This window comes from Nonomuraea sp. NPDC049028 (assembly GCF_043197735.1).
GTDB lineage: Bacteria > Actinomycetota > Actinomycetes > Streptosporangiales > Streptosporangiaceae > Nonomuraea.
Genome location: NZ_JBICTR010000013.1, coordinates 279,244 through 302,947 on the forward strand (window position 1 = coordinate 279,244; position 23,704 = coordinate 302,947).

Sequence of the window (23,704 nt, forward strand, 5' to 3'; positions counted from 1 at the left end):
TCTCGTTAGCAGTGATGCGCGGGAGTTTATCTGACCCCGGCGACTCTGCTGCAAGGCGACAACTGGAGGTCATAATGATCATCGTTACCGGGGCCGGCGGACAGCTCGGCCGGGCGATTCTGGAGGATCTGCTCGAACGCGTCCCCGCCGAGAAGGTCGCGGTGAGCGTCCGCGACCCTGAGAAGGCACAGTGGTTGCGGGAACGGGGCGTCCGCGTCCGCCGGGGTGACTACGCCGAGCCCGCGAGCCTCGCCCACGCCTTCGAGGACGCCTCCCAGGTCCTGATCGTGTCCGCCGCCGCCACCGGCGACACGGCGCTCAGTCTGCACCGCGCCGCGATCACGGCGGCCAGGGGGGCCGGCGCGCGCCGGATCCTCTATACCAGCCATATGGGCGCGAACCCGTCCTCGCTCTTCGCGCCCATGCCCGACCACGCCGCCACCGAGGCGGCGCTGGGGGAGTCCGGCGTCGCCTGGACCTCGCTGCGCAACGGCTTCTACGCCACCACGACGCTGATGCTGTTGCGCGACGCCCTGCGGACCGGCGAACTGGCCGCGCCGCAGGACGGGCCGGTCTCCTGGACGGCCCACGCCGACCTGGCCGAGGCCGCCGCGATCGTCCTGGCCGACGAGGGCCGCTTCAACGGCCCGACCCCGCCGCTCACCGGCTCCGAAGCCCTCGACCTCGGCGACGTCGCCGAGATCGCCGCCGAACTCACCGGACGCCCGATCAGGCGCGTCACCATCACCGACGAGCAGTACGTGGCGAACCTGCTCTCCCATGGCGTGCCGGAGCCGCGGGCACGGATGCTCGTGGGCATGTTCGCCGCCAGCAGGCAGGGCGAGTTCGCCCAGGTCGGCCCGGCGCTGGCCGACCTGATCGGCCACCCGCCGACGCCCCTGCGGGACGTCATGAAAGCGGCGCTCACAGAGGGCTAACGCAGACGCGACTCGATGGCCTCGATGATGCGTGGGCGGAGTTCGGCGGCGCGGATCACGGCGTCCACGGAGCCGACCTCGACCGCGCGCTGGATGTTGTGCACCCGGTCGAACTCCGTGGCCACCTCGCCGAGCTTCTCCGCGCGGACCGACGCGCGGAGCTCGTCGAGCTCCGCGGTCAACGCGGCGCGCTCGGTGCCGGCGGCGGCCGCGGTGCGAGCCTCCAGGTCCCGTACGCGCGGGTCGGCCGCGGTGCGGACGTTGACGTCGCCGGAGAACACCACCGCGGCGGCGGGGGCGCCACCGAGCACCGAGGCGAACGAGCCCTCCAGCGCGAGCACGGTCATGTTCGGGTTCAGCGCCTTGGAGAACACCACGAACGCGCCACCGTGATAGCGCGAGATCACGCAGAACACGATGGGCCCGCGGAAGTTCACGATCGCGCGGCCGATCTCGGCGCCGTACTCCAGTTGCAGCTTCCGCATCGACTCCGGCGAGCCGTCGAAGCCCGACAGGTTCGCCAGCACCACCAGCGGCCGGTTGCCGCTGGCCGCGTTGATCGCCCGCGCGGCCTTCTTCGACGAGCGCGGGAACAGCGTGCCCGCGGTGTAGGTGTCCGGGCCGTCGGTGGGCGGGAACCCGCGCCGCGGCACCGCCCGTGACTCGATGCCGAGCAGGCACACCGGGATGCCGCCGAGATGCACGTCCTGCACCGCCGCGGTGTCGGCGTCGGCCATGCCCGCCCAGCGTTCCAGCACCGGGTGGTCCTGGTCGGACAGCGCCCGCATCACGGTACGGATGTCGAACGGCTTCTTGCGGTCGGGGTTGGCCTCGATGGAGAAGATCTCGCCGACGGTGGTGAAGTCGCTGTCCGGCAACGAGTGCGGGAAGTCGGAGATGTCGCGCTCGACGGGGTCAGTGGTCTTCGCCCGCCGTGGCCCCTGCTCGCCGGGCGCGACATACGTGTGGTCGTAGTACGACATCAGCACGTCCCGCGCGGCGGCCAGGTTGGGCGCCCAGTACTGAGCCTGCCCGTTCGGGCCCATCACGCGGTCGTAGCCGCCGATGCCGAAGTTGTCCTCGGCCGACACGCCACCGGAGAAGTCGAGTGACTGCTTGCCGGTCAGCACCATCGCCGAGTCCGGCGTCATCACCAGGATGCCCTTGGTGTGCATGAGCATCGTCGCCTCGGCGTTCCAGTAGGGCTGCGCGCCGACGTTGATGCCCGCGACCACGATGTTGATCTCGCCGCCGTCCTGGGTGAACTCGACGATCCGCTTGAGCGCCGCGGCCACCCAGTCCATGTTCTCCGTGCCGGACTTCATGGAGATCCGGGCGCCGGCCGAGAGCGCGTACCACTCCAGCGGCACCCGCATCCGCTCGGCCAGGTCCAGCGCGGCGATCACGCGGCGGCACTCCGCCTCCGACAGCGCGCCGAGCGACTTGGTCGGGTCGCCGAGCAGCAGGACCCTGGTGACGCCCTGCGGGTGCCGGCGGGTCGGCGTGGTGACCACGCCCGCCACGATCGCCGCGGTGTTGCGCCCCTTCGGCCGGTCGACCGGCACCAGCGCGTGGTCGTCGTCGAGGTCGTACTCGACGAAGTCGCCGAGCCGGCCGGTCAGCTCGTACGGGTAGACCGTGTTGCGGCTGCTGGCGCGCAGCACCTTCTGCCGGTAGTCGTCCAGCGGCTCGACCGGCTCGTCCGACGGCTCGCCGATGGTCAGGTCGGTGCCGCCGGTGGCGTCGAAGGTGATGCGTACGGCCATCTTCGTCAGCTCGCCGGTCGTCCGGTCGCGCTGCCGCGCGATGAACAGGATCTCCTCAAGGCCGGCGCCCACGGTCGTCGGCCGTACGCGCGCGGCGATCATCTCGATCTCGGCGCGGGTGATGCCGCTCGGTGGCCAGACGTAGACCACGATCCGGTTGGTGTTGAAGCGCTTCTCCGACGGCCGCCGCGACTGAGCGCGGCGGATGGAGTCGAGGCAGGTGGCGATGGTGTCCTCGGCCGTCGGCAGCGCCACCAGCCGGCCGTCGTGCTCGCGCAGCTCGGTCAGGTCGCGCACCTGGGCGAAGGCGACGAGGCGGTCGTCGGAGGGGTTCTCCCGCGCCACGCACTGGAAGAGGTAGACCTCCTCGTCCGACGACGGCAGCCGGGTCAGGTCGAACTTGCTCAGCCGCTCCAGCTGCATCCGCTGCGCGATGTACGGGTGCAGGCCGCGGATCAGCCGCTGCTCGGTCATCCCGGTGTCCGACGGGCGGAAGGTGAAGTGGTGGTGCATCACCGTGCCGCCGCTGCCCGCGACGGTGGCGGTGAGCCTGCGGACCTGGCTCGGCAGCGGGTGCGCGCTGATGACCTCGTGCAGCGCGGCCGCCATCGCCTCGGAGCCCTCCGGCTGCCTCTCCCAGGCGAGATAGATGTCGGCGTCGACGGCGTCCTCACCGCTGACCAGCTCCGCGAGCCCGCGCAGCGCGCTGCCCAGATCCTCGAAGGCGACCGCGGAGGAGACCACGCGGGAGCCCGCGCGCTCGGCGACCACGAACGTGCAGCCCGCGGCCTGGCTGGTGCGGACGCCGGTCAGACCCTTGTTGCCGTAGTAGCGCCGGGTCAGCACCTCCAGCATGATCGCGTTGTCCAGGTTGTCGCGGGTGAGCCGCTGGCCGAGCAGGCGTACCAGCGGCTCGGTGGTGCGTACCATCTCGGCGATGCGCTCGGCGCGGTCCGGCGCGTCGGGGTGCGCGTCCAGGTGGCGCAAGTGCTTGCGGACGTCGGCGTAGACGCGGGCGCGGTTGCGGCGCAGCAGCGGCTGGGCGAACCAGGCGAACACCACGCCGCGCGCGAGGTCGGAGACCACGGGAAAGCGGACCTGAGTCGCGGCCAGCAGGCGCTCCAGCGCGAGACCGGCGGGCTCGCGCAGCGTCTCGTCCGGCGGCGACTCCCGCAGCCAGGCGCGCAGCAACGTCGTGACCACCGCGGCGTCGGCGGACGCGCGCTGCTGGGCGAGGAAGATCCGGAACACCGCGGCCTCGAGCTCGGGAGAGCGCTCCAGGTCGGTGACGCCGTAGTGCCCGAGCGCCTTGGCGAGCTTGGACTGGAAGGCCGCCGGCAGCCCGGCCCGCTCGACGTCGAGGCTCTGCAGGTAGGTGTGGAAGTACTCGCGAGCGCTGTAGACGTGGCCGGCGCCGCCGTCCTCGCCCGCCGGCCGGTTGCGGCTCAGCTCGGCCAGGTCGGCGAACACCTCGATGAGCGCGAGTTCCTCGGCCAGCGGCCGATGGCCCTCCTCGGTGGCCGCCCGGCGCGCGGCGAGGTAGTCCTCGAGCACCCCGCCCTCGTCGTGCGGGTCGACGTCGAAGCCCAGCAGCAGGCTGCGCAGGTCCTCCTGGCCGCGCGCGGCGCGCTTCCACGCCGGGATCTCGCCCGGCGCGGCGGGCAGGTCCAGCTCGACGGACGCGGCGGCCGAGGTGCTCGCGGCTTCGGCGTCGTCGTCGGCGAGCGGCTCCAGCCGCAGCAGCGGCGCACCGGTCTCGACCTGGCTGCCCACGGAGACGACGCACTCCTTCAGCCGCGCCTTGAACGGCGCCCGCAGGACCGTCTCCATCTTCATGCTCTCCAGCACCAGCACCGGAGCGCCCGCCTCGACCTCGGCGCCGACCTTCAGCGGCGTGGCGACGACCAGCGCGGGCGCGGGCGAGCGGACGACGCCGCCCTCGTCACGGCTGATCCGGTGCGTCACGCCGTCCACCTCGACCAGGTGGATCGGCCCGTGCGTGCCGGTGAGCAGGCGGTAGGGGGTGCCGTTGACGATGATCCGCCCGGTGTGCCGGTCGAAGCGCTCGAGCTCGACGTCGGCGGTGCGGACGTCGTCACCCGCTTGGACGCCGACGCGGAAGCGGTGCGCGCCGACCCGCGCGACGCGCACGCGGTAGCCGGCGCCACGCAGCTTGAGGTCCAGCGGCCGGCCGCTCTCGTGCTGCACCTGCGGGCGGCCGCCGAACGCCGTGGACAGCAGCCGCTGCCGCTCGGCGCGTTCCTCCTCCTCGTACGCCTCGATGGCGGCGGCCGCCAGCGCGACGGCGGAGTGCCGGTGGGAGACGAGCCTGCCCTGGCCGCGGACGCGGTCGATCCAGCCGGTGTCGGCGCTGGCGTCGATCACCTCGGGCTGGTCGAGCAGGTCGAGCACGAAGCTCTTGTTCGTCGCGCCGCCCTCGATGATCACCGTGGTCTGTGCCATGGCCCGGCGCAGCCGGCCGAGGGCCTCGTCGCGGTCGACGCCGTACGCGATGATCTTCGCGATCATCGAGTCGAAGTCGGCCGGGATGGTGTCGCCCTCGCTGACGCCGGTGTCCACGCGGATGCCCGGCCCGGCGGGCAGGTCCAGACGGGCGATGCGGCCGGGGGAGGGCGCGAAGTCGCGGTCGGGGTCTTCGGCGTTGAGCCGGGCCTCGACGGCGTGCCCGCGCTCCACCGGCGGCGCGCCGTCGAGCCGGCCGCCGGATGCCACCCGCAGTTGCGCCTTGACCAGGTCGAACCCGGTGGTGGACTCGGTGATCGGGTGCTCGACCTGCAGGCGGGTGTTGACCTCGAGGAAGGCGAACAGCTGGTCGCCGGGGTGGTAAAGGAACTCGACGGTCGCCGCGCCCCGGTAATCGACCGCTACGGCCAGCCGTTCGGCCGACGCCTTGAGCTCGGCCGTCTGCGCGGGGCTGAGCACCGGCGAGGCCGACTCCTCGATGACCTTCTGGTTGCGCCGCTGCACCGAGCAGTCGCGGACGCCGAGCGCCCACGCGGTGCCCTGGCCGTCGGCGATCACCTGGACCTCGACGTGCCGGGCGCCGGTGACCAGGCGCTCCAGGAACACCACGCCGCTGCCGAACGCCCGAGCGGCCTCCTGGCTGGTGCGCTCGTAGGCGTCGGCGAGCTCGGCCTCGTCCGTGACCACGCGGATGCCGCGCCCGCCGCCGCCCGCGGTCGCCTTCAGCATCAGCGGGTAGCCGATCTCGGCCGCCGCCGCGAGGGCGGCGTCCAGGGTCTCGACCGCGCCGCGGCTCCACGGCGCGACCGGCACGCCGACCTCCTCGGCGAGCAGCTTCGCGCCGATCTTGTCGCCGAGCCGGCGCATGGCCTCCGCGCTCGGCCCGACGAAGGTGACGCCGATCTTCTCGCACAGCTCCGCGAACGCCGGGTCCTCGGCGACGAACCCCCAGCCGACCCACGCGGCGTCGGCCCCGGTCTCCACCAGCGCGCGCTCCAGCGCCTTCAGGTCGAGGTACGGGCGCTCGGACGCCGGACCGAGATCGTAGGCGAGGTCGGCCTCGCGCACGAACGTGGCGGCGCGGTCGACGTCGGTGTGCAGCGCGACGGTTTGGATCGGTGTCGCGGTCTCCGCGGCCAGCTCCCGGACTGCGTGGATGAGCCGCATCGCGGCCTCACCACGGTTGACGATGGCGACACGACTGAACACCCGACCGAGCCCTCCTGTTGACTGTGCGCGCCTTCCCTGTGGCACCCCCCGCACCTGTACAGCCTTGCCTCTGCCGGCTCGTAGGGAAATGTCGCAGAGGGAGCACACCAAGGCTCCACAGTTGTAGGGAACGACCAAAAGCACGCGTGCGCGAGCGCGCCAGGTGGCCCTAGGTTACCGTGCGGCCACCACAGCGTGACGCCGTACGGCCTCGGCGAGGCCCGCTGTGGCGAACGCCGCCGCCACCAGCACGGCGCTGACCCACAGAGGCGAGTGGTAGCCGAGCCCGGCGGCGATGGTGGCGCCCCCGATGACGGGACCGGCCGCCGCGCCCACGTTGAGGGCCGCGGTCGCGAAGGAGCCGCCGAGCGAGGGCGCCTGGGTGGCCGCGTACAGAACCTGGGCGATCAGGGTCGAGCCGACGGCGAACGACAGGGTCCCCTGGACGAAGACGAGCAGGAGCGTGGCGACCGGGCTGCCGGCCGTGGCGGCGAAGAGCGCCCACCCGGCGAGCAGGGCGATCCCGCCCGCGATCAGGACCAGCGTCGGCCGCGTGTCGGACAGGCGCCCGCCGATGGTCACCCCGGCGAACGACCCGAGACCGAACAGCGCCAGCACCGCCGGCACCCAGCCCGGCGAGAAGCCGCTCACGTTGGTGACCAATGGGGTCAGGTACGTGAACGTACAGAAGGTGGCGGCGTTCACCAGCGCGGCCAGCGCCAGCACGACGAGCAGTCGCGGGCCGCGCAGGGCCCGGAGTTCGCGCCCCGCGCGGGGGCCCCCCGTCGCCGGCGCGAGGTCCGGCACCGAGCGCAGCACGGCGAAGACGGCCGGCAGGGAGATCAGGGCCACGGCCCAGAACGCCGACCGCCAGCCGAACGTCTGACCGAGCGCGGCACCCGCGGGCACCCCGGCGACGCAGGCGAGCGTGATGCCGCCCAGCAGGATGGAGGTGGCCCGCCCCTTGGCGTTCGGCGGGGCCATGCCGGCCGCCGTCGCGAGCCCCACGGCGAGGAAGCCGGCGTTGGCCAGCGCTCCGAGCACCCGGGTCACCAGGAGCACCGAGAAGCTGGCGGTGAGGGCGCCGGCGACGTGCACGAGCATGAACGCGACCAGGAAGACGAGCAATGCCCGTCTACGTGGCCAGCGCATACTGAGCACCGCCATCAGCGGCGCTCCCACGATCATTCCCGCGGCGAAGGCGGACGTCAGCGCGCCGGCGGCCGGGATGGACACGTTCAGGTCAGCGGCGATGTTCGGAACCAGTCCGGAGAGCATGAACTCGGACGTTCCTTGGGCGAAGACCGCCAGTCCGAGGATGTAGATGGCGAAGGGCATGAGCGAAAGACTCCAGGCCGCGTTGAAAGGGCATCACAGGACGACGCGGCGCGCACCAGCGTCCATCAGGGACGCGGGCGCTACCGCGTGAAAGGAAAGGACCAGGTCCGGCACCACGACAGGGGCGGAACTCCTGGAACGAATCAGTCCGTACGACGGTGATCCGGCGGCGGGAGTGACGAAAGGGCGCGCTGGCCTCAGGGGGCGGCGCTGCCGCGTGACATCACGAGAAGCCACCGGAAGAACCGGTGGCTAGCGTCTTGACGCCTCAGGACTGGACATAGGCCACACGATAGTCAAAAGTCACAGAACTCGTCCAGCGCATAATCGCTTTTGCCCAGACGCGGGTTTTTCGCACCTGCGAAGTGAGCATGATGCGCACGACCCCTCGGTGGACGTCCGGAGGGGGAGAAGCGATGAAGGGGTACGACTTCGAAGGAGCGGCACTGGAGCTTGGTGCTCTGGTGCGCGAGGACGGCACCGCCGACTCCGCCGAGCGGATCCGCATCCCCCTGAGCATGCTGAACCGGCACGGACTGGTCGCCGGCGCCACCGGGACCGGAAAGACCAAGACCCTCCAGCTCATGGCGGAGCAGCTCGCCGCCCAGGGAGTCCCGGTCTTCCTCGCCGATATCAAGGGCGACCTGTCGGGCCTGGCCTCACCGGGTACGGCCTCCGAGCGCGTCACCCGGCGCGCCGCCGAGGTGGGCGAGACCTGGCAGCCCGCGGCCTGTCCGGTGGAGTTCTTCTCCCTGGGCGGTCTGGGAGACGGCATCCCGATCCGCGGCACCATGACCGCCTTCGGCCCGACCCTCCTCGCCAAGGTCCTCGGGCTCAACGAGACGCAGGAGTCGACTCTCGGGCTGATCTTCCACTTCGCCGACAAGCAAGGGCTGCCGCTGCTCGATCTCAAAGACCTGATCGCGGTCATCCGGTATCTGACCACCACGCCGGAGGTGCTGAGCGGCATCGGCGGGCTGTCGGCGGCGACGGCCGGGGTCATCCTGCGTGCCTTGACCAACTTCGAGGCGCAGGGGGCGGAGGCGTTCTTCGGCGAGCCGGAGTTCGACGTGCGCGACCTGCTCCGGGTGACGCCGGACGGTCATGGGGTGATCTCCGTTCTCGAGCTGCCCGCCGTACAGGACCGGCCGCAGCTCTTCTCCACCTTCCTGATGTGGCTGCTCGCCGACCTGTTCCACGAGCTCCCCGAGGTGGGGGATGTCGACAAGCCGAAGCTCGTGTTCTTCTTCGACGAGGCGCATCTGCTGTTCGACGACGCGTCCAAGGCGTTCCTGCAGTCGATCGCCCAGACCGTACGGCTGATCCGGTCGAAGGGTGTGGGCGTGTTCTTCGTCACCCAGACGCCGAACGACGTACCGACGGACGTGCTGGCCCAGCTGGGCGCGCGCGTGCAGCACGCCCTGCGAGCCTTCACCCCCCAGGACGCCAAGGCGCTCAAGGCCACCGTCTCGACCTTTCCCGCGTCCTCCTACGACCTGGAGCGGCTGCTCACCGAGGTCGGCATCGGCGAGGCCGTCGTGACGGTCCTGTCCGAGACGGGCGCGCCGACCCCGGTCGCCTGGACGCGGCTGCGCGCCCCTCAGACGCTCATGGGACCGTCGAGCCCGGACGTGGTCCAAGGCGTTATCGCCGCCTCGCCACTTCAGCGGAAGTACGGTACGGCGGTCGACCGCCAGTCGGCCTACGAGATCCTGTCCGCGAAACTGGCCGAGCCTCCCAAGGGCCCCGCTCGCGAAACCCCGCGAGAGCCGGAGCGAGAGGCGAAGCAGTCCATGCTGGAGCGGGTGCTGGAGTCGAAGGAGTTCCAGTCCCTGGCGCGGTCGGCGGCCTCCAGCCTCGGCCGGGAGATCACCAGATCCATCTTCGGCACCGCCCGTCGCGGGCGACGCTGAATCAACGCACGCGGACCCGGCCCGCGCCGGCGCATATGAAGCCGCCCGAGCCTGGGCGGGCGCGGCCCGGGGTTTCAGGCCAGCGCGGCGGCGACCCGCTGCCGGAGCAGGGCCTCGTGGCCGGGGTCGGTGCACAGGGTCGCGGTCAGCCCCGTCTTGGCCGCGTCGGCGAGAACGGCCAGCAGGGTCGCGAGCTGCCCGGGAGGCTCGGCGCTGAGCAGTTCCTCCGCGTGCCCGACGATCAGGGTGACCGCGCCGACATCGCGCAAGGAGTCGGTGAGCGCGTCCCAGTTGCGGCCGAAGTGGCCGGGAAGGCGCAGGGCGCGTGCCACCTCCTCGAAGAAGGCGGCACGCGTCCGGCAGGCCCGCCCATCCACCAGCGCCGGCGCAGGGCCGGTGGACACTGTCAGCCAGTGCGGCGGCGGATGTGCGGCGGCGGTCATGGCGGTCCTAGAGCCGGTAGAAGTCGGTGTAGTGGTTGGGGGAGAACCACGTCACACCGCTGCTGCGGTTGACGACGATCCGGTACGCGTCACGCGCGGCACCCCGCGCCCGGGAGTAAACGTCGTACTCATAGTAGGTGGCGCCGCTGGGCAGCTGGCCTTCCCGGTTGTAGAAGCGCCCGCCGGTGTAGTTGTACCTGCCGTCCGTCCAGGCGTACCAGCCGCTGCTGGTGGGGTAGTTCTTGGCGGCCCAGATCGAGTTGGCCGAGCGTGCGTCGGCGCAGCGGGAGATGGTGCAGGAGTTGTAGACCGTGGCGTTGGCGGGGGTGATGCCGACCAGGCCGACCAGGGAGGTGATGGCGGCGAGGACGACGGTCAGTCGTACCGGCCAGGAAGGGCGGGGGCGCGGCTGTGTGTGCACGAGGCCTCCTTCGGAGGGTGACAGACATGGTCATGTTCGCCGCTCATCTCAGGTCAAATCACGGCAAAGAATGCCAAGGGGAAGGTGAACACTTCGCGGACGGCTCCTGCTCAATCACTCTGTACCCGGCGGGGCGGCTATGTCGGTTGCCGCGCTGGCATAACGGCGGGCCAGGCGCGCGAAGGCGTTCTTGAGCTCGGCCGGGCCGACGACCTCCATGTCGGCGTCGAACCTGCCGAGGGTGGCGGCCAGGCCGGTCCAGGACCACGAGGTCAGGACGAGCCGGCAGCGGTTCGGGCCGAGCTCCTCGACGACTCCGTCGTGGGCGAAGCGGGAGACGGCGGCGGCGGGTAGGTCGAGGATCACCTCGCCGCGACAGGGCCAGTTGCCGGCACTGTCGACGCCCCGGAACTTGCTGGTCACGAAGGCGACCAGGTCGCCTCCGGGCAGCTCGCGCGGGGTGAAGCGGGGCCCTGTAGGGGTGCGCGGGGTGATCCGATCGGCGCGGAAGGTGCGCCAATCCTCGCGGTCGAGGTCCCAGGCGACGAGGTACCAGCGCCCGCCCCAGGTGACGAGGTGATGGGGCTGCGCCCGGCGCGGCGGGGTCGGCATACCGTCGTCGTCCACACCGGGTGGGTAGTCGAAGCGCAGCACCTCCCGGGCGTGGACGGCGGCGCTGATCGCCATGAGGACGCCGCTGTCGACCTGTGGGCCCGGTCGGCGCGCCGGCCGCTCGACGGCGGTGATCTGGAGGGTGTCGATCCGGTGGCGCAGCCGTGCGGGCATGACCTGCCGGACGGTGTTCAGCGCGCGCGCCGCGGCTTCCTCGATGCCCGCCCCACTGGAGGTGGCGGCGGTCTGGAGCGCGATGGCCAGGGCGACGGCCTGCTCGTCGTCGAACAGCAACGGGGGCAGCTCCGCGCCGGCGTCGAGCCGGTAGCCGCCGTCGGGCCCCTTGAAGGCCAGGATGGGATAGCCGAGCTCACGCAGGCGGTCGACGTCGCGGCGTACGGTGCGCGGGCTGATCTCCAGCCGCTCGGCCAGCAGCGCCCCCGGCCATTCCCGGCGCGTCTGGAGCAGCGACAGCAACGACAGCAGTCGCGCGGAAGTCTTCGGCATGACCTCATTTTGCCCGGAGAAGAGGCCACTCCCTGTCCGCTACCTCTGCGACTGTTGTCGTGTGCCAGACAACGACGACAACGCGAAAGGCCCGAACGCCGTGACCGCCACCACCACGCCTCCCGTAACCCTCGACGCCGAGCGGGGCGACCTGCTCGCCGCGATCGCGAACGCCCGATCGGCCCTGATCAATACCGTCCGCGAGCTCAGCGACGAGCAGCTCGGCGAGCGCCCGACGGTCAGCGCGCTGTGCCTGGGCGGGCTGGTCAAGCACGTCGCGTCCATGGAGGAAACGTGGCTGCGCTTCGTGGTCGACGGCCCGTCGGCGATGACGTACGGCCTGCCCGAGGGCGTCACCTGGGCCGACATCGCGGCCGGTACCGCACGCGAGTTCCCGCAGTGGATGATCGACCACCAGAACGACTTCCAGATGCTGCCCGGCGACACGCTGGCCGGGATCCTGGCTGGTTACGAGCAGGTCGCCGCCCGCACCGCGGAGATCGTCGCCGCCGTCCCCGACCTGTCGGCGACGCAGCCGCTACCGGAGGCACCCTGGCACGAGCCGGGCGCGGTGCGCAGCGTGCGCGGGGTGCTGATGCACGTCATCGCCGAGACCTCCCAGCACGCCGGGCACGCCGACATCCTGCGCGAAACGCTCGACGGTCAGAAGTCGACCTGAGCGGCGATGACCGTTCTGGACACCCGGGCGCTCAACCGCGCGACGCTCGCCCGGCAGTTGCTGCTCGATCGCGCCGACATGCCGGTGCTCGACGCCGTCGCGCACCTGTGCGGCCTGCAGGCGCAGGAGCCGCAGGAACCGTTCGTCGGGCTCTGGTCGCGGTTGCGGGCGTTCGACCCGGCGGCGCTCTCGGACCTGCTCATCCGGCGGGGCGTGGTGCGTACCCACCTCATGCGCCGCACCGTCCACCTCCTGACCGCCGACGATGTCCTGGCCTGGCGGGGCCGCCATGACGCCATGCTGCGTCAACGCGTACTCGGGACCTATCGCCGCGAGCTCGCCGGGGTGGATCTCGACGAGCTCGCGGCGGCAGGACGGGCGGTGATGGCCGACGACGAGCCGCGCTCGATGAGCGAGCTCGCGCGGGCGCTGGCCGAGCGCTGGCCAGAGCCGGGGCCGCGGGCCCTGGGCGAGATGCTGGTCGCCGCGCTCATCCCGATGGCGCAGCTGCCGCCGCGTGGGGTGTGGCGTTCGAGGGCGGGAGTACGCAACGTCCTGCTCTCCTCCTGGCTGGGGCGTGAGATCGACCCACCGGCCCGGAACGGCTCCGGTCCGAATGGCTCCGGTCCGGTCGGCACTGATCCGGTCGGCTCTGATCCGAACGCCTCCGATCCAGTCGGCTCCGATCCGGTCGGTCAAGCGCTGGTGCGGCGCTATCTGGCCGCGTTCGGTCCGGCGGCCTCGGCCGACCTACGGGCTTGGTGCGGCCTGGCCGGACTGCCGGGCGCGGTGGCCGCGATACGAGAGGAGCTGGTCACCTTCCGGGACGAGCGCGGCCGGGTCCTGCTGGACCTCCCCGACGCGCCGCGCCCCGACCCCGACACACCGGCCCCGGTACGGTTCCTGCCGGCGTTCGACAACGCGCTCCTCGGTTACCACGACCGCGGCCGGATCATCGACGACGCCCACCGCCTCCTGTCGGTCGCCGGGGCCCGAGTTGTCCTGGTCGACGGCCGGGTCGCCGCGACCTGGAGCGTCCAGGCGGGCACCGTGATCGTCACCCCGCTGGGCGGCTTCTCCCGAGCCGACCGGGCTGAGGTCGCCGAGCAGGGGCAGGAGCTGGCGGCGTTCCTCTCCGACGGCGAGAGCGACCGCGTACAGATCGACGCGTCTCCCCGCTGACCGCTACACCCGCGAGCCGCTTCCCCTGAGCACGGGATCGTCAGAAATCCCTGGAGAGGGCGCAGCCGGCGCGCGGGTGTAGCGTCTGCTCAAGCGAGCCGATCATGAAGGAGGTCACCCGCTGGAACCGCGCGGCTTGGACATGTCCCGGGGTGAGCGTCTCGGCAGATACAGCGCTGTGGCGAGCGCGCTGGCGTTGCGCAGTGACCGGCGGTACGGCGACGCCTGCACGCCCTTGCGCGAGCCACCGCCTGCGTCGTGCTCTTTCAGGAATTCATCCCGTACAGCCTCCATGACTGGCTCGCCGCACAACTCGCCGCCGGCCGGGACGCCGCGGTAGCGGCGTGCGCCATGGTCGGGTCACGCCTGCCGGCCGATGTGGCGTTCATGAACGGCCATGGGCTGACGCACTTCGACGCCCCCTTCGGCAACGTCCTGACCGACGGCCGACGCCTGTACATCGCCGACTTCGGGCTGGCGACCTCCCCTCGGTTCGACCTGTCCGCCCGCGAGAGCGGGTTTCTGGCCCGCAAGGCGACGCATGACACGGGTTACGCGCTGATGCAGCTGGTCAACTGGCTTGTCACCAACATCTGCGGGGTGGCGGTGCCACGAGAGGGCGGGCCCGTGCGGCGCAACGCGTACATCCGCGCGTGCGCGGCCGGTGCGGACCCCGTCGGTGCTCCGCCGGCCGTCGCCGCGGTGATCCGCCGGTACGCACCTGTCGCGGCAGTCATGAACGACTTCTACGGGGAGTTGTCCGGCGTTGCTCGCACGACGCCGTACCCGGCCGAGAAGGTCGAAGGCCTCCTGAGCGCGCCGCGCTGAGCGATCACCTCATCGCCGGTCCTCTGGTACGGCGCAGCCGTGCACCATGACCTCGACCACGTTCTGGACGGCCGCCCTGCTGACGCTCCCCGGCGGCGCGGCGACCAGGGTGAACAGCGCACCCCCGTAGAGCGTGATCAGGGCCGGGATCCTCTCGCGCGGGATGGTGAGGCCGAGCTTGTCGTGGTAGCCGGCGGTGAGCAGCGACGCCGTGTCCTGCAGGCTCGCGAGCGCCGAGGCGAGCGCCGGCCGGCGCGCGGCCTCCATCTGCAGTTCGAAGATCGCCAGGTAGCGGTCGCGCAGGGTGGTCGCGGCTGTGAGCAGCGATTGCGTCCACAGGTCGACCAGCGTCGTGGGCTGCTCGGTGGCCCGGTCGATGGCCTGGTCGGTGTCGGCGTGATGCAGTTCGACGATGCGCTCGGCGGCGGCCACCAGCAGTGCTTCCCGGCTGCGGAAATAGTTCGAGGCCGTTCCTGGTGGCAGGTCCGCCTGCTTCTCCACCGCACGGTGGGTCAGCCCATGGACGCCCGAGGACGCCAGCAGCTCGATGGCGGCATCGGTCAGAGCTCGGCGACGGGCCGGATTGGTCGGCGGCATGCGGCCATGCTACCAATAGTCGTACTAGTACGATCGTAGTGAATCGGCGAGGAGGTCCCATGAGGATCGCGGTGGTCGGTGCCGGGCTCGGGGGAGTGGCGGCGGCGGTGGGGCTGCACCGCCTGGGCCACGAGGTGACGCTCTTCGAACGCGGCGCGGAGCTCCGGGAGGCGGGCACCGGGATCGTGATCATGCCCAACGGGCTTCGCGCGCTGGAGGCGCTGGGGCTGGCCGGCGATGTTCGCGGGCACGTCATGCGGGCGACCCATGGCGGCTTGCGGGACCGGCGGGGACGGCCGCTGCTGGTCACCGACTTGACCCAGGCACAGCAGGAGATCGGGGCGCCCGTCATGATCGAACGAGCGGAACTGCACCAGGCGCTACGCGCCCCGCTACCCCCCGACCTGGTGCGCACCGTGACCCTGGTCGAGCGCCTGGAATCCGACCCCACCGGGGTGACCGTGATCAGCGGCGGCGGCCCCGTCACGAGAGCGGACGCGGTGATCGCGGCCGACGGCATCGGCAGCAGGCTGCGCGCGCAGCTCTTCCCCGGCCATCCCGGGCTGCGGCGCACCGGCCGGCTGGACCTGCGCGGCATGCTGCCCCGCCCTCCCGGCCTGGCGCCGGAACTGCTCGCCAGCCAGCTGGTCGACCGTCGCAGCGGGGCGATGTTCGGCCTTTTCCCCGTCGGTGAGGACCGCCTGTACTGGTTCACCGACTCCCTCCTGAACGGCACGCCGCCGCCCGACGCGAGCGAGGCCCGCGGGCAGATGCTGTCCCTGATGGCCGACTGGCACCCTCTCGTCACGGCACTGATCGAGGCCACCCCGTCCGCCGACATCTATGTCGATCCGATCGCCTGCCTGGCCGAACCCCTGCCCGCGTACGCGGCCGGCCGGATCGCACTTCTCGGCGACGCCGCGCACGCCATGCCACCCGACCTCGGCCAGGGCGCCAGCCAGGCCTTCGAAGACGCGGCCGCGCTGACCCGCCACCTGACCGGCGCCGAACCGGTGGACGTCGCCCAGCGGCTCCTGTGCTACGACGCCGAGCGCAGGCCCAGGGCCAACGGCATCATGCGGGCGGCGTCCCGGCAATCGCGGCTGACCTCCCAGACCGGCGCCGCCGCCTGGGTGCGCGACATGTTGTTCCGCGCCGTACCGTCCCGGCTGGCCGTCCGGCAACTCGCCGCCCTCTGGCGCGCCTAAAGGTTACTCTGCGTGAGGACTACGGCATCGACCTCGAACCCCGGCGGCCGCAGTCGCTGGACGCGGTCACGGGCTTCGACTACGTGATCACGTTGTGCGACAAGATCCGCGAGGTTCCTCGCCACCACGGATCGGCCGCCACGACGCATTGGAGCGTCTTCGGTTCCCTGTGTTTACCTAGATAAAGCGACATCGGCGTAGTCTCGTCGCACCCGATCGGGGCCGGGTAGTGATTCGGTGGAAGCCGAAGCCGCGTCTGTCCGGCAAGCCGGGCGGACCGTGGGTGAGAACCGCGTTGTCGGGGCCTGACTGCGCGCTCCTGGAGGGAGTGCGCCTCTTGGGCCACCGCCCCGCCGGACGCTTTCCCGTTGGTGCGGACACCAATGGGGCGGGGACCGAGCGCCAGTCAGGCACCCGGCTATGACAGAAAATTACCTCACGATTACCATCCGTTGCAACCGATCACTGCTCGCCGACCCCGCTGGTAATCTCATCGAGCTGTTCCAGCCCGCCCCGAGCTCCGCGTAAAACTGAAAGCACCTTCCATGCTGATACGCCGCCGTGCGCGATGGCTCCGTACTCCGAGACTGATCGGGGTCGTGGTGCTGCTCGCGGCGTTCGTGACGATCGCGCTGTTCGTTCCGTATCCGGACGCCCAACAGATCCGCGACTGGGCACGGGCGGCCGGTCCGTGGCTTCCTCTCATGTTCTTCGTCACGCATGCGCTGGTAACCATCGCCTTCCCGCGGTCCCCGTTCACCTTCGGCGCCGGGCTCCTGTTCGAGCCGGTCACCGGCATCGCCATCGCACTCTGCGCGACCACGGTGAGCGCGGCGCTGGCCTTTCTGCTCGCCCGCGCGATCGGTCGCGACGCGGTCGCCGCGCGGTTGACCCACCCGGCGGTCGCGGCGGTCAACCGGCGCCTCGCCCGTCGTGGCTGGCTCGCCGTCGGGTCGCTGCGGCTGATCGGGCCGGTTCCCTTTCCGCTGGTCAACTACTGCGCGGGCGTGTCGTCGGTCCGGCTCGTGCCCTTCCTGGTCGCCACGGCCGTCGGTGTGGCTCCCGGCACGATCGCGGTCGTCCTCCTCGGTGACGCGCTCACCGGGCGTACCGATTCCGCGCTGGTCGTCGTCACCGTGATCTGCGGCGCGATCGGATTGGCCGGCCTGCTGGTCGACGGTCGGCTCGGCGTCGAGCAGCCGGACGCGGAAGATCCGGCCGGGTCCAGGTGAGCCAGGACGAGCCCGGAGCGCACGGGCAGGACCCGGTGGCGGCCCGGCGTCGGCTGCGTGAGGTGACGCTGGTGTTCCTCAAGCTGGGCTTGATCGCCTTCGGCGGCCCGGCCGCGCACACCGCGATGATGCGCGACGAGCTGGTACGCCGCCGCGGCTGGGTCAGCGACCAGCGGTTCGTGGACCTGATGGGCGCCACCAACCTCATCCCCGGCCCCAACTCCACCGAACTGGCCATCCACCTCGGTTACGACCGGGCCCGGTGGCGCGGCCTGATCGCCGCCGGGGTGTGCTTCATCCTCCCGGCCGCGCTGATGGTCACGGCCCTGGCCTGGGCGTACGTCACCTACGGCAGCACGCCGGCGGCCGAGGGTCTGTTGTACGGCATCGTCCCGGCGGTGATCGCGATCATCGCGCACGCGCTGTTCGGCATGCTGCGCACCGTGGTCAAGACCGTCTGGCTGGGTGTGCTGGCGGCCGCCGCGCTGGCCGCGTACCTGCTGGGCGTCAACGAACTGCTGGTACTGGCGGCCGGGGCGGTGCTGGCCGCCACGGCCCGAGCCCTGCGCCGCCCGCCGGGCCGGGGCGCGGCCCACGGGGTGCTCGCCGCACCACTGCTGACGTTCGGCGGGTCCCCGATGATCGGTGGGTTGCCGGTGTTCGGCGACCCCACGGGCGGTCAGCTGCTTCAGCTGTTCGCCACCATGCTGAAGATCGGTTCGGTGCTGTACGGCAGCGGCTACGTGCTGCTGGCCTTCCTGCGCGGCGACTTCGTCGACCGGCTCGGCTGGATCACCAACCAGCAGCTCATCGACGCCGTGTCGGTCGGCCAGGTCACCCCGGGGCCGGTGTTCACCACCGCCACCTTCGTCGGCTACATGATCGCTGGGCCGCTGGGCGCGTTCCTGGCCACCGTGGCCATCTTCCTGCCCTCGTTCGTCTTCGTCGGCCTGCTCACCAAGCTCACCGACAAGCTCCGCTCCAGCGAGTGGACCTCCGCCCTGCTCGACGGCCTCAACGCCGCCGCCCTCGCTCTCATGGCCGGGGTGTCCTACGAACTGGGCCGGACCGCGATCATCGACCCGCTCACCGCGGTCATCGCCGTGGTCACGCTCGTACTGTTGTGGAAGACGCGGCTCAACAACGCCTGGTTCATCGCCGGCGGCGCCGCCATCGGCATCGCGCACGCCCTGCTGTTCTGACGCCCCGGCCCCGCCCCGCCGAGTGCGCGGAGCGGGACCGATGCTGAGCGAGTCAGGGACTGTGGAAGGCGACCTCGGAGTCGGCCGGTGACGGCCCGTTGAGCAGCGGTTGCTTCCTGCCCTTCAGGTGCAGGTCGAAGAAGGCGCCGACGTAGGCGCGGGTGAGCTCGAGGGAGCGTTGCGGCGACAGCTCGTCAGGCGCTGACATGCCGACCGCTTTCTGCAGGATGGTCAGGTCGGTGAAGCTGGTGTGGCTGGTATGGGCCACGGTGAGCCAGCGCTTCCAGCCGCTCATCTTGGACCAGCTCGCATCCCAGGTGTCGTCCTTGCCGGGGACGTGGTCGGCCTGGCTGCCCAGCAGCAGGAAGGGCCGGTCGAGCGTCACGGCGGGGTGGAAGGTGCCGTCCAGGTTCACCCCCGCCCGTACGCGCTTGTCGACGGCCATGGTGGCGGCACTGGCGTCGCCGCCGAGGGAGTGGCCGGCCATGCCTATCCGCTTGGGAGCGATCATGCGGGACTTCTTCCAGGCGGGGTGCCGGCCGGCCAGCTCGTCGATGACGAAGGAGACGTCCTTGGTCCGGTTCTTGGTGATGGTCGCCTGCCCGCCCTCTGGAGGCTTGGGCTGGTCGCACAGAGGGGCGCAGGTGATGGTCTGCCCGTCGGGCAGGGTGGTGCCGGAGGACTCGTAGGCGTGGTCGAGCAGCGCGATGACGTAGCCGCGGCTGGCCAGGTCTTCGGCCAGGGAGGTGAGGCTGGCGCGCGGGAGGCCGAGGCCGGGGGAGAGGACGACGAGTGGATACCGGCCGCGCTTGGCGGGAGCGCCGGTGCGGGCGTAGGTGCGGGTGGCGCTGACGGTCTCGGGAGGGAGTTCGACGCCGGGGGCCTTGCGCCGCAGCAGCGAGGCGGCCTCCGCGGTGGTCATGTAGGGGGCGGGGGCGCCGGTCGCGGAGCGGGCCGGATAGTACATCGACAGCATGAGTTGGCGTGGGCCCGAGTCGGGCACCCAGGGGTCCTTGCGGCTGTTGTCGACCAGGTGCAGGATGTCGCGGCCGACCGCGTCGGGGCCGGTCGGGCGCGGGAGTGCCAGCCGGACGGCGGTGGGGGCCGGTTTTCCGGACACGGTCGCGGTGGGGGCCGGGTTTCCGGTCGCGGTCGCGGTCGTCGTGGTGGCGGCCACCGCGATCAAGGTGAGGCAGGCCGTCAACGGAACGGCCGGCAAGCGGGCCAGTGTCATGCGATTTCTCCTCGTTAGGGCGCTCATACGTCACGGCGACGTACGACGATCAAGGTCACGACGGCGGCGGCCAGCGGCCAAAGCGCGAAGGCGGCCCAAGAGCCGGCCACCGTCGGCAGAGCGGGGTCGTCACGGAGCTGGGGCAGGCCCAGGCAGGTGCGCCAGATATAGAGGGGGACCAGGGCGTACAGGTCGTTGAGCCACTGATGGACATTGGGCTGGAAGAAGGTGGGCACGATGACCAGCGCGGCGCAGACGGCGACAATGGCGGCGGCGGTGTGCCGCAGCAGCGCGCCGATCCCCAAGCCGGTCAGCGCCGACACCGGTGCCAGCAGCGCGTTGGCGGCCAGGACGCGCAGGACGGCGGGGTCACCGAGCGAGACGGCGACGCCGCGGCCGGACAGGACGGCCTGGCTGACGCCGAACGTGCCCAGCGACACGAGCGTGCCGGTCGCGAGCGTGACCGTGGCGACGACGGTGAGCTTGGCGGCCACGACGCGGTGGCGGGCCGGGACGGCGACCAGGGTGGTGCGGATGAGGCCGGTGGCGTACTCGCCGACGATCGTCAAGGCGCCCAGGCTGCCCGCGCCGATCATGAGCATGGAGGCGGACAGGCCGCTGAACGCCTCGGTGAGGGGGTTGAACCTGGCCTTCTCCATCGCGGTGAATCCGGGCCAGCCGTTGTAGGCGTCCAGGCTGTTCTGGAGCGCGAACGCGACGATGGCCAACGTGCCCAGGCCCACCAGCCAGGAGGTCGAGCGCAGGGACCAGAGTTTGATCCACTCGGCGGCCAGGAGGTCGCGGAATCGGCCGCCGGTCATCGCGGGGCCCCGGCTCGGTAGTCGGCGCGGTCGGCGGTCAACTCCATGAACGCCTGCTCCAGCGAGGCGGTACGCGGGGCGAGCTCGTACAGCATGATCCGCCGCTGGTGGGCCAGCTCGCCGACGCGGGCGGCGCTCAGCCCGGTCACGGTCAGGGCCTCTCCGCCGTCCGGCCGGACGTGCGCGCCCTCCAGGGTGAGGACCGCCGCCAGCTCGGCAGGGTCGGGAGTACGTACGGCGATGGACGCGCCGGTGCCGCGGGCGGCGAAGTCGGCCAGGCTCTCCTCGGCGATCAACTCGCCTCGCCCGATGACGACCAGGCGGTCGGCGGTGTTCTCCATCTCGCTCATCAGGTGGCTGGAGACCAGCACGGTGCGCTTCTCGGCGGCCAGGCGCCGGAACAGGCCGCGCACCCAGCGCACGCCCTCGGGGTCCAGGCCGTTGATCGGCTCGTCGAACAGCAGCACGGGCGGGTCGCCCAGCAGAGCGGCGGCGATGCCGAGCCGCTGGCGCATGCCGAGCGAGAACCCGCCGATCCGGCGGCGCGCCGCTCCGGCCAGGCCCACCTCCTCCAGCACCTCGGCCACCCGGCGGCGGGGCAGGCCATTGCCGGCCGCCAGTGCGCGCAAGTGAGCGGCGGCGGTGCGGCCGCCATGGACGTCGCCCGCGTCCAACAGCGCGCCGACATGACGCAGCCCGGCGCGATGGCGGGCGAAGGGGCGGCCGTCGATGGTGGCGGTGCCCGCGGTGGGGCGGTTCAGGCCGAGGATCATGCGCAAGGTGGTGCTCTTGCCGGCGCCGTTCGGGCCGAGGAACCCTGTGACGTGCCCCGGTCGTACGGCGAAGGTGAGGTCCCGCACCGCCGTCACCGCGCCGTAGCGTTTGGTCAGTCCGTTGACTTCGATCACCCGATCAACGCTGTCGCAGCTCCCAGAGGCGCCGCATCTGGCCGTGGGCCGGTTTCCGCGGCGCGGGGGTGGCCTGCGGGCATACGCCCACAGGCCGATGCCCGACGGGAAGCGGATGACTACGATCGACCGGGTGCGCGACAAAACGCCCAGACCACCCCTTTGGTCACGGTTGCCCTCCGGCGTGCGGGCGCTGCTCATCTGGGGCGGCGTCGCGGCCCTGGTGCCCCTGCTGTACGCCATGACGCTGACCGACAGTGAAGACCTGTTCCCGGTGGGCGCGGCGCATGCGGGGTTCGCCGTCGCCATGGCCGTCCCCTTGGCCTGGGCACGGCAGCGGCCGGCCATGGTGCTCGCGGTGCTGCTGGCCGAGATCGTCGTGGCGACCTCCCTGGGTTACCCGGCCCAGGGGGTCTGGCCGCTTTTCCCGGCAGCCGACGTCATGGTCTGCCTCCTCGCCGCCGCCCGGTCGCGCCGCGCGGGCCTGGCGGCGGCCGCCGCCGCGTTGATCGTGCAGCAGCCGGCCTGGCAGCTGGACCTGCTGCGCGACGGCCTGCGTGCCTCGGCGCCGGGCTTCCTCGCGCTGTCGCTCCTGCTCGGCTTGGCCGTCTTGGTCGCCTGGCTGGCCGGGATGTTCATCCGGCAGCGGCGCGAGTACGACCGGGCGCTGCGCGCGTACGCCGAGGCTCGGGCGGTCACCGACGAGCGGCTGCGCATCGCGCGAGAGTTGCACGACATGGTCGCGCACAGCATCGGCATCATCGCCATCCAGGCCGGCGCGGGCGCCCGGGTGATCGACAGCCGGCCGGAGCAGGCGCGCCAGGCGCTTGACGCGATCGAGGACACCAGCAGGCAGACGTTGAAGGGGCTGCGGCACCTGCTCGGCGTGCTCCGCACGACTGAGCGCGGGCAGTCTGGCCCGACCGGGCGCGGGCAGTCTGGCCCGGCTGAGCACGGGCTTCCCGGCTCGACCGGGCGCGGGCGTCCTGGCCTGGCTGAGGGTGGGTATTCCGGCCTGGCTGAGCCGGCTGCTCCCGTGGGGCTGGCCGACGTCGACCGGCTGGCGCAGACGACGATGGCCGCCGGTGTCCGCGTAGACGTGCGCCGGCACGGAGAGCCACGCTCGCTGCCCGCCGCCGTCGATCGGTCCGCCTTCCGCATCATCCAGGAATCGGTCACCAACGTGCTCCGCCATGCGAACACGGACCACTGCCGGGTCGTGATCGACTACGGCAAAGAGGAACTACGCATCGACGTCATCGACGACGGACACGCCGCTGTCCGCGAGTGCGACGGGCATGGGATCGTCGGCATGCGCGAGCGGGTCGCCCTGTTGAACGGCGGCTTCAGCGCGGGCCGCCGGCCCGATGGCGGCTTCCGCGTCACCGCACGTCTGCCGCTCGTGCCAAGCGGACTCGGCCAGGACGCGGACATCGACCTGGTGGAGGCCCGGTGACGATCCGCATCGTGCTCGCCGACGACCAGCCGCTGATCCGCGCGGGCCTGCGCATGGTCATCGACGCCGCCCCCGATGTCGAGGTCGCCGGAGAGGCCGGGACCGGAGCCCAGGCCGTCCAGCTCGTCCGCCGGCTGCGCCCCGACGTCGTGGTCATGGACATCCGCATGCCGGGCATGGACGGCATCGAGGCCACCCAGACCATCCTCGCCGAGTCCCAGACCACCCGCGTGATCATGCTGACCACCTTCGACGACGACGACAACGTCTACGCCTCCCTGCGCGCGGGGGCGAGCGGATTCCTGGTCAAGGACATGGCGCTGGAAGACATCCTGTCCGCCGTCCACGTCGTCGCCGCCGGAGACGCCCTGATCGCCCCCGGCGTCACCCGCCGCCTCATCGAGGACTTCACCCGTGGTCCGGCTCGCGCCCCTTCTCCCGAGGCGCGGCGGCTCGTGGGCGTCACCGAACGGGAGCACGAGGTGCTGGCCCTGGTCGGGGGCGGCCTGTCCAACGCCGAGATCGCCGCCCGGCTGCACATCAGCCCTGGCACCGCCAAGGCACACGTGGCCAGCCTGCTTGCCAAGCTGAGCGCCCGTGACCGAATACAGCTGGTCATCATGGCTTACGACGCGGGCCTGGTTTTCCCATCCCGTTGACGGGCCGGCCTCCTGCCGGCCGGTGAGTTCACGAGGGACGTCAGCTGACAGGCCGACCCCCCTGTCG

The 23,704-nt window shown here is 71.6% G+C and carries 19 protein-coding genes; 10 read left to right on the forward strand and 9 right to left on the reverse strand.

What is annotated here, in order from left to right; genetic code table 11:
- Positions 1 to 74 precede the first annotated feature (74 nt).
- Positions 75 to 938 carry an NAD(P)H-binding protein gene (locus ACGFJ2_RS44655; RefSeq protein ID WP_357958811.1) on the forward strand — a complete coding sequence of 288 codons (864 nt, stop codon included), beginning with the start codon at positions 75 to 77 and terminating at the stop codon, positions 936 to 938.
- Here ACGFJ2_RS44655 and ACGFJ2_RS44660 read toward each other — a convergent pair.
- Positions 935 to 6,397: a carboxyl transferase domain-containing protein gene (locus ACGFJ2_RS44660; RefSeq protein WP_393478951.1), complete on the reverse strand. Its 5,463-nt coding sequence runs from the start codon at positions 6,395 to 6,397 to the stop codon at positions 935 to 937. The genes ACGFJ2_RS44655 and ACGFJ2_RS44660 overlap by 4 nt on opposite strands.
- 174 nt (positions 6,398 to 6,571) lie before the next feature.
- Positions 6,572 to 7,735 carry a Cmx/CmrA family chloramphenicol efflux MFS transporter gene (locus ACGFJ2_RS44665; protein WP_393478953.1) on the reverse strand — a complete coding sequence of 388 codons (1,164 nt, stop codon included), beginning with the start codon at positions 7,733 to 7,735 and terminating at the stop codon, positions 6,572 to 6,574.
- A 416-nt stretch (positions 7,736 to 8,151) separates the two neighbouring features.
- Between ACGFJ2_RS44665 and ACGFJ2_RS44670 the strand changes: the two genes are divergently transcribed.
- A complete protein-coding gene (locus tag ACGFJ2_RS44670; protein ID WP_393478956.1) occupies positions 8,152 to 9,648 on the forward strand; it encodes a helicase HerA-like domain-containing protein in 1,497 nt (498 codons plus the stop codon).
- Positions 9,649 to 9,722: 74 nt separating this feature from the next.
- On the opposite strand, the gene ACGFJ2_RS44675 is transcribed toward ACGFJ2_RS44670, so the two are convergent.
- The 3 genes from ACGFJ2_RS44675 to ACGFJ2_RS44685 form a co-directional block, all read right to left on the reverse strand.
- Positions 9,723 to 10,091: a barstar family protein gene (locus tag ACGFJ2_RS44675; protein WP_393478958.1), complete on the reverse strand. Its 369-nt coding sequence runs from the start codon at positions 10,089 to 10,091 to the stop codon at positions 9,723 to 9,725.
- Positions 10,092 to 10,098: 7 nt separating this feature from the next.
- Positions 10,099 to 10,512 (reverse strand): ribonuclease domain-containing protein, encoded by a 414-nt coding sequence (locus tag ACGFJ2_RS44680; RefSeq protein WP_364008651.1) that lies wholly within the window; start codon positions 10,510 to 10,512, stop codon positions 10,099 to 10,101.
- 114 nt (positions 10,513 to 10,626) lie between these two features.
- The gene (locus ACGFJ2_RS44685; protein ID WP_357958793.1) at positions 10,627 to 11,631 is read right to left on the reverse strand and encodes a YafY family protein; all 1,005 of its coding nucleotides are present in this window, start codon (positions 11,629 to 11,631) and stop codon (positions 10,627 to 10,629) included.
- A gap of 61 nt (positions 11,632 to 11,692) precedes the next feature.
- Here ACGFJ2_RS44685 and ACGFJ2_RS44690 point away from each other — a divergent pair, with 61 nt between their 5' ends.
- The 3 genes from ACGFJ2_RS44690 (at position 11,693) to ACGFJ2_RS44700 (ending at position 14,320) form a co-directional block, all read left to right on the forward strand.
- Entirely contained in the window at positions 11,693 to 12,310 is a 618-nt protein-coding gene (locus ACGFJ2_RS44690; RefSeq protein ID WP_357958789.1) for a DinB family protein, read from the forward strand.
- A gap of 6 nt (positions 12,311 to 12,316) precedes the next feature.
- Complete coding sequence (locus ACGFJ2_RS44695) at positions 12,317 to 13,492, forward strand: winged helix DNA-binding domain-containing protein (RefSeq protein ID WP_357958786.1); 1,176 nt, start codon at positions 12,317 to 12,319, stop codon at positions 13,490 to 13,492.
- Positions 13,493 to 13,750: 258 nt separating this feature from the next.
- Positions 13,751 to 14,320 carry a hypothetical protein gene (locus ACGFJ2_RS44700; protein ID WP_393478964.1) on the forward strand — a complete coding sequence of 190 codons (570 nt, stop codon included), beginning with the start codon at positions 13,751 to 13,753 and terminating at the stop codon, positions 14,318 to 14,320.
- Between the two features lie 9 nt (positions 14,321 to 14,329).
- On the opposite strand, the gene ACGFJ2_RS44705 is transcribed toward ACGFJ2_RS44700, so the two are convergent.
- Positions 14,330 to 14,917, reverse strand: coding sequence for a TetR family transcriptional regulator (locus ACGFJ2_RS44705; RefSeq protein ID WP_358196423.1), 588 nt, complete (start codon positions 14,915 to 14,917; stop codon positions 14,330 to 14,332).
- Positions 14,918 to 14,976: 59 nt separating this feature from the next.
- Here ACGFJ2_RS44705 and ACGFJ2_RS44710 point away from each other — a divergent pair, with 59 nt between their 5' ends.
- The 3 genes from ACGFJ2_RS44710 to chrA all read left to right on the forward strand — a co-directional run bounded on the left by ACGFJ2_RS44710 (position 14,977) and on the right by chrA (position 18,559).
- Positions 14,977 to 16,125, forward strand: coding sequence for an FAD-dependent monooxygenase (locus ACGFJ2_RS44710; protein WP_393478968.1), 1,149 nt, complete (start codon positions 14,977 to 14,979; stop codon positions 16,123 to 16,125).
- A 545-nt stretch (positions 16,126 to 16,670) separates the two neighbouring features.
- Positions 16,671 to 17,357, forward strand: coding sequence for a TVP38/TMEM64 family protein (locus tag ACGFJ2_RS44715; protein WP_393478971.1), 687 nt, complete (start codon positions 16,671 to 16,673; stop codon positions 17,355 to 17,357).
- Positions 17,354 to 18,559 (forward strand): chromate efflux transporter, encoded by a 1,206-nt coding sequence (chrA, locus tag ACGFJ2_RS44720; protein ID WP_393478973.1) that lies wholly within the window; start codon positions 17,354 to 17,356, stop codon positions 18,557 to 18,559. Before ACGFJ2_RS44715 ends, chrA begins: the two co-directional genes overlap by 4 nt.
- A 52-nt stretch (positions 18,560 to 18,611) precedes the next feature.
- Here chrA and ACGFJ2_RS44725 read toward each other — a convergent pair whose 3' ends face one another.
- The 3 genes from ACGFJ2_RS44725 to ACGFJ2_RS44735 are packed head-to-tail and all read right to left on the reverse strand — an operon-like array spanning position 18,612 to position 21,522.
- Positions 18,612 to 19,793: an alpha/beta hydrolase family protein gene (locus ACGFJ2_RS44725; RefSeq protein ID WP_393478976.1), complete on the reverse strand. Its 1,182-nt coding sequence runs from the start codon at positions 19,791 to 19,793 to the stop codon at positions 18,612 to 18,614.
- 23 nt (positions 19,794 to 19,816) lie between these two features.
- Complete coding sequence (locus tag ACGFJ2_RS44730; RefSeq protein ID WP_393478978.1) at positions 19,817 to 20,614, reverse strand: hypothetical protein; 798 nt, start codon at positions 20,612 to 20,614, stop codon at positions 19,817 to 19,819.
- Positions 20,611 to 21,522 carry an ATP-binding cassette domain-containing protein gene (locus ACGFJ2_RS44735; protein ID WP_357958766.1) on the reverse strand — a complete coding sequence of 304 codons (912 nt, stop codon included), beginning with the start codon at positions 21,520 to 21,522 and terminating at the stop codon, positions 20,611 to 20,613. Before ACGFJ2_RS44735 ends, ACGFJ2_RS44730 begins: the two co-directional genes overlap by 4 nt.
- A 115-nt stretch (positions 21,523 to 21,637) precedes the next feature.
- Here ACGFJ2_RS44735 and ACGFJ2_RS44740 point away from each other — a divergent pair, with 115 nt between their 5' ends.
- Both ACGFJ2_RS44740 and ACGFJ2_RS44745 read left to right on the forward strand, forming a co-directional pair.
- On the forward strand, positions 21,638 to 22,978 hold the full coding sequence (locus tag ACGFJ2_RS44740) for a sensor histidine kinase (protein WP_393478982.1): 1,341 nt from the start codon (positions 21,638 to 21,640) through the stop codon (positions 22,976 to 22,978).
- Positions 22,975 to 23,637, forward strand: coding sequence for a response regulator transcription factor (locus tag ACGFJ2_RS44745; RefSeq protein WP_357958760.1), 663 nt, complete (start codon positions 22,975 to 22,977; stop codon positions 23,635 to 23,637). The genes ACGFJ2_RS44740 and ACGFJ2_RS44745 overlap by 4 nt, the downstream gene beginning before the upstream one ends.
- Positions 23,638 to 23,704: the final 67 nt, after the last annotated feature.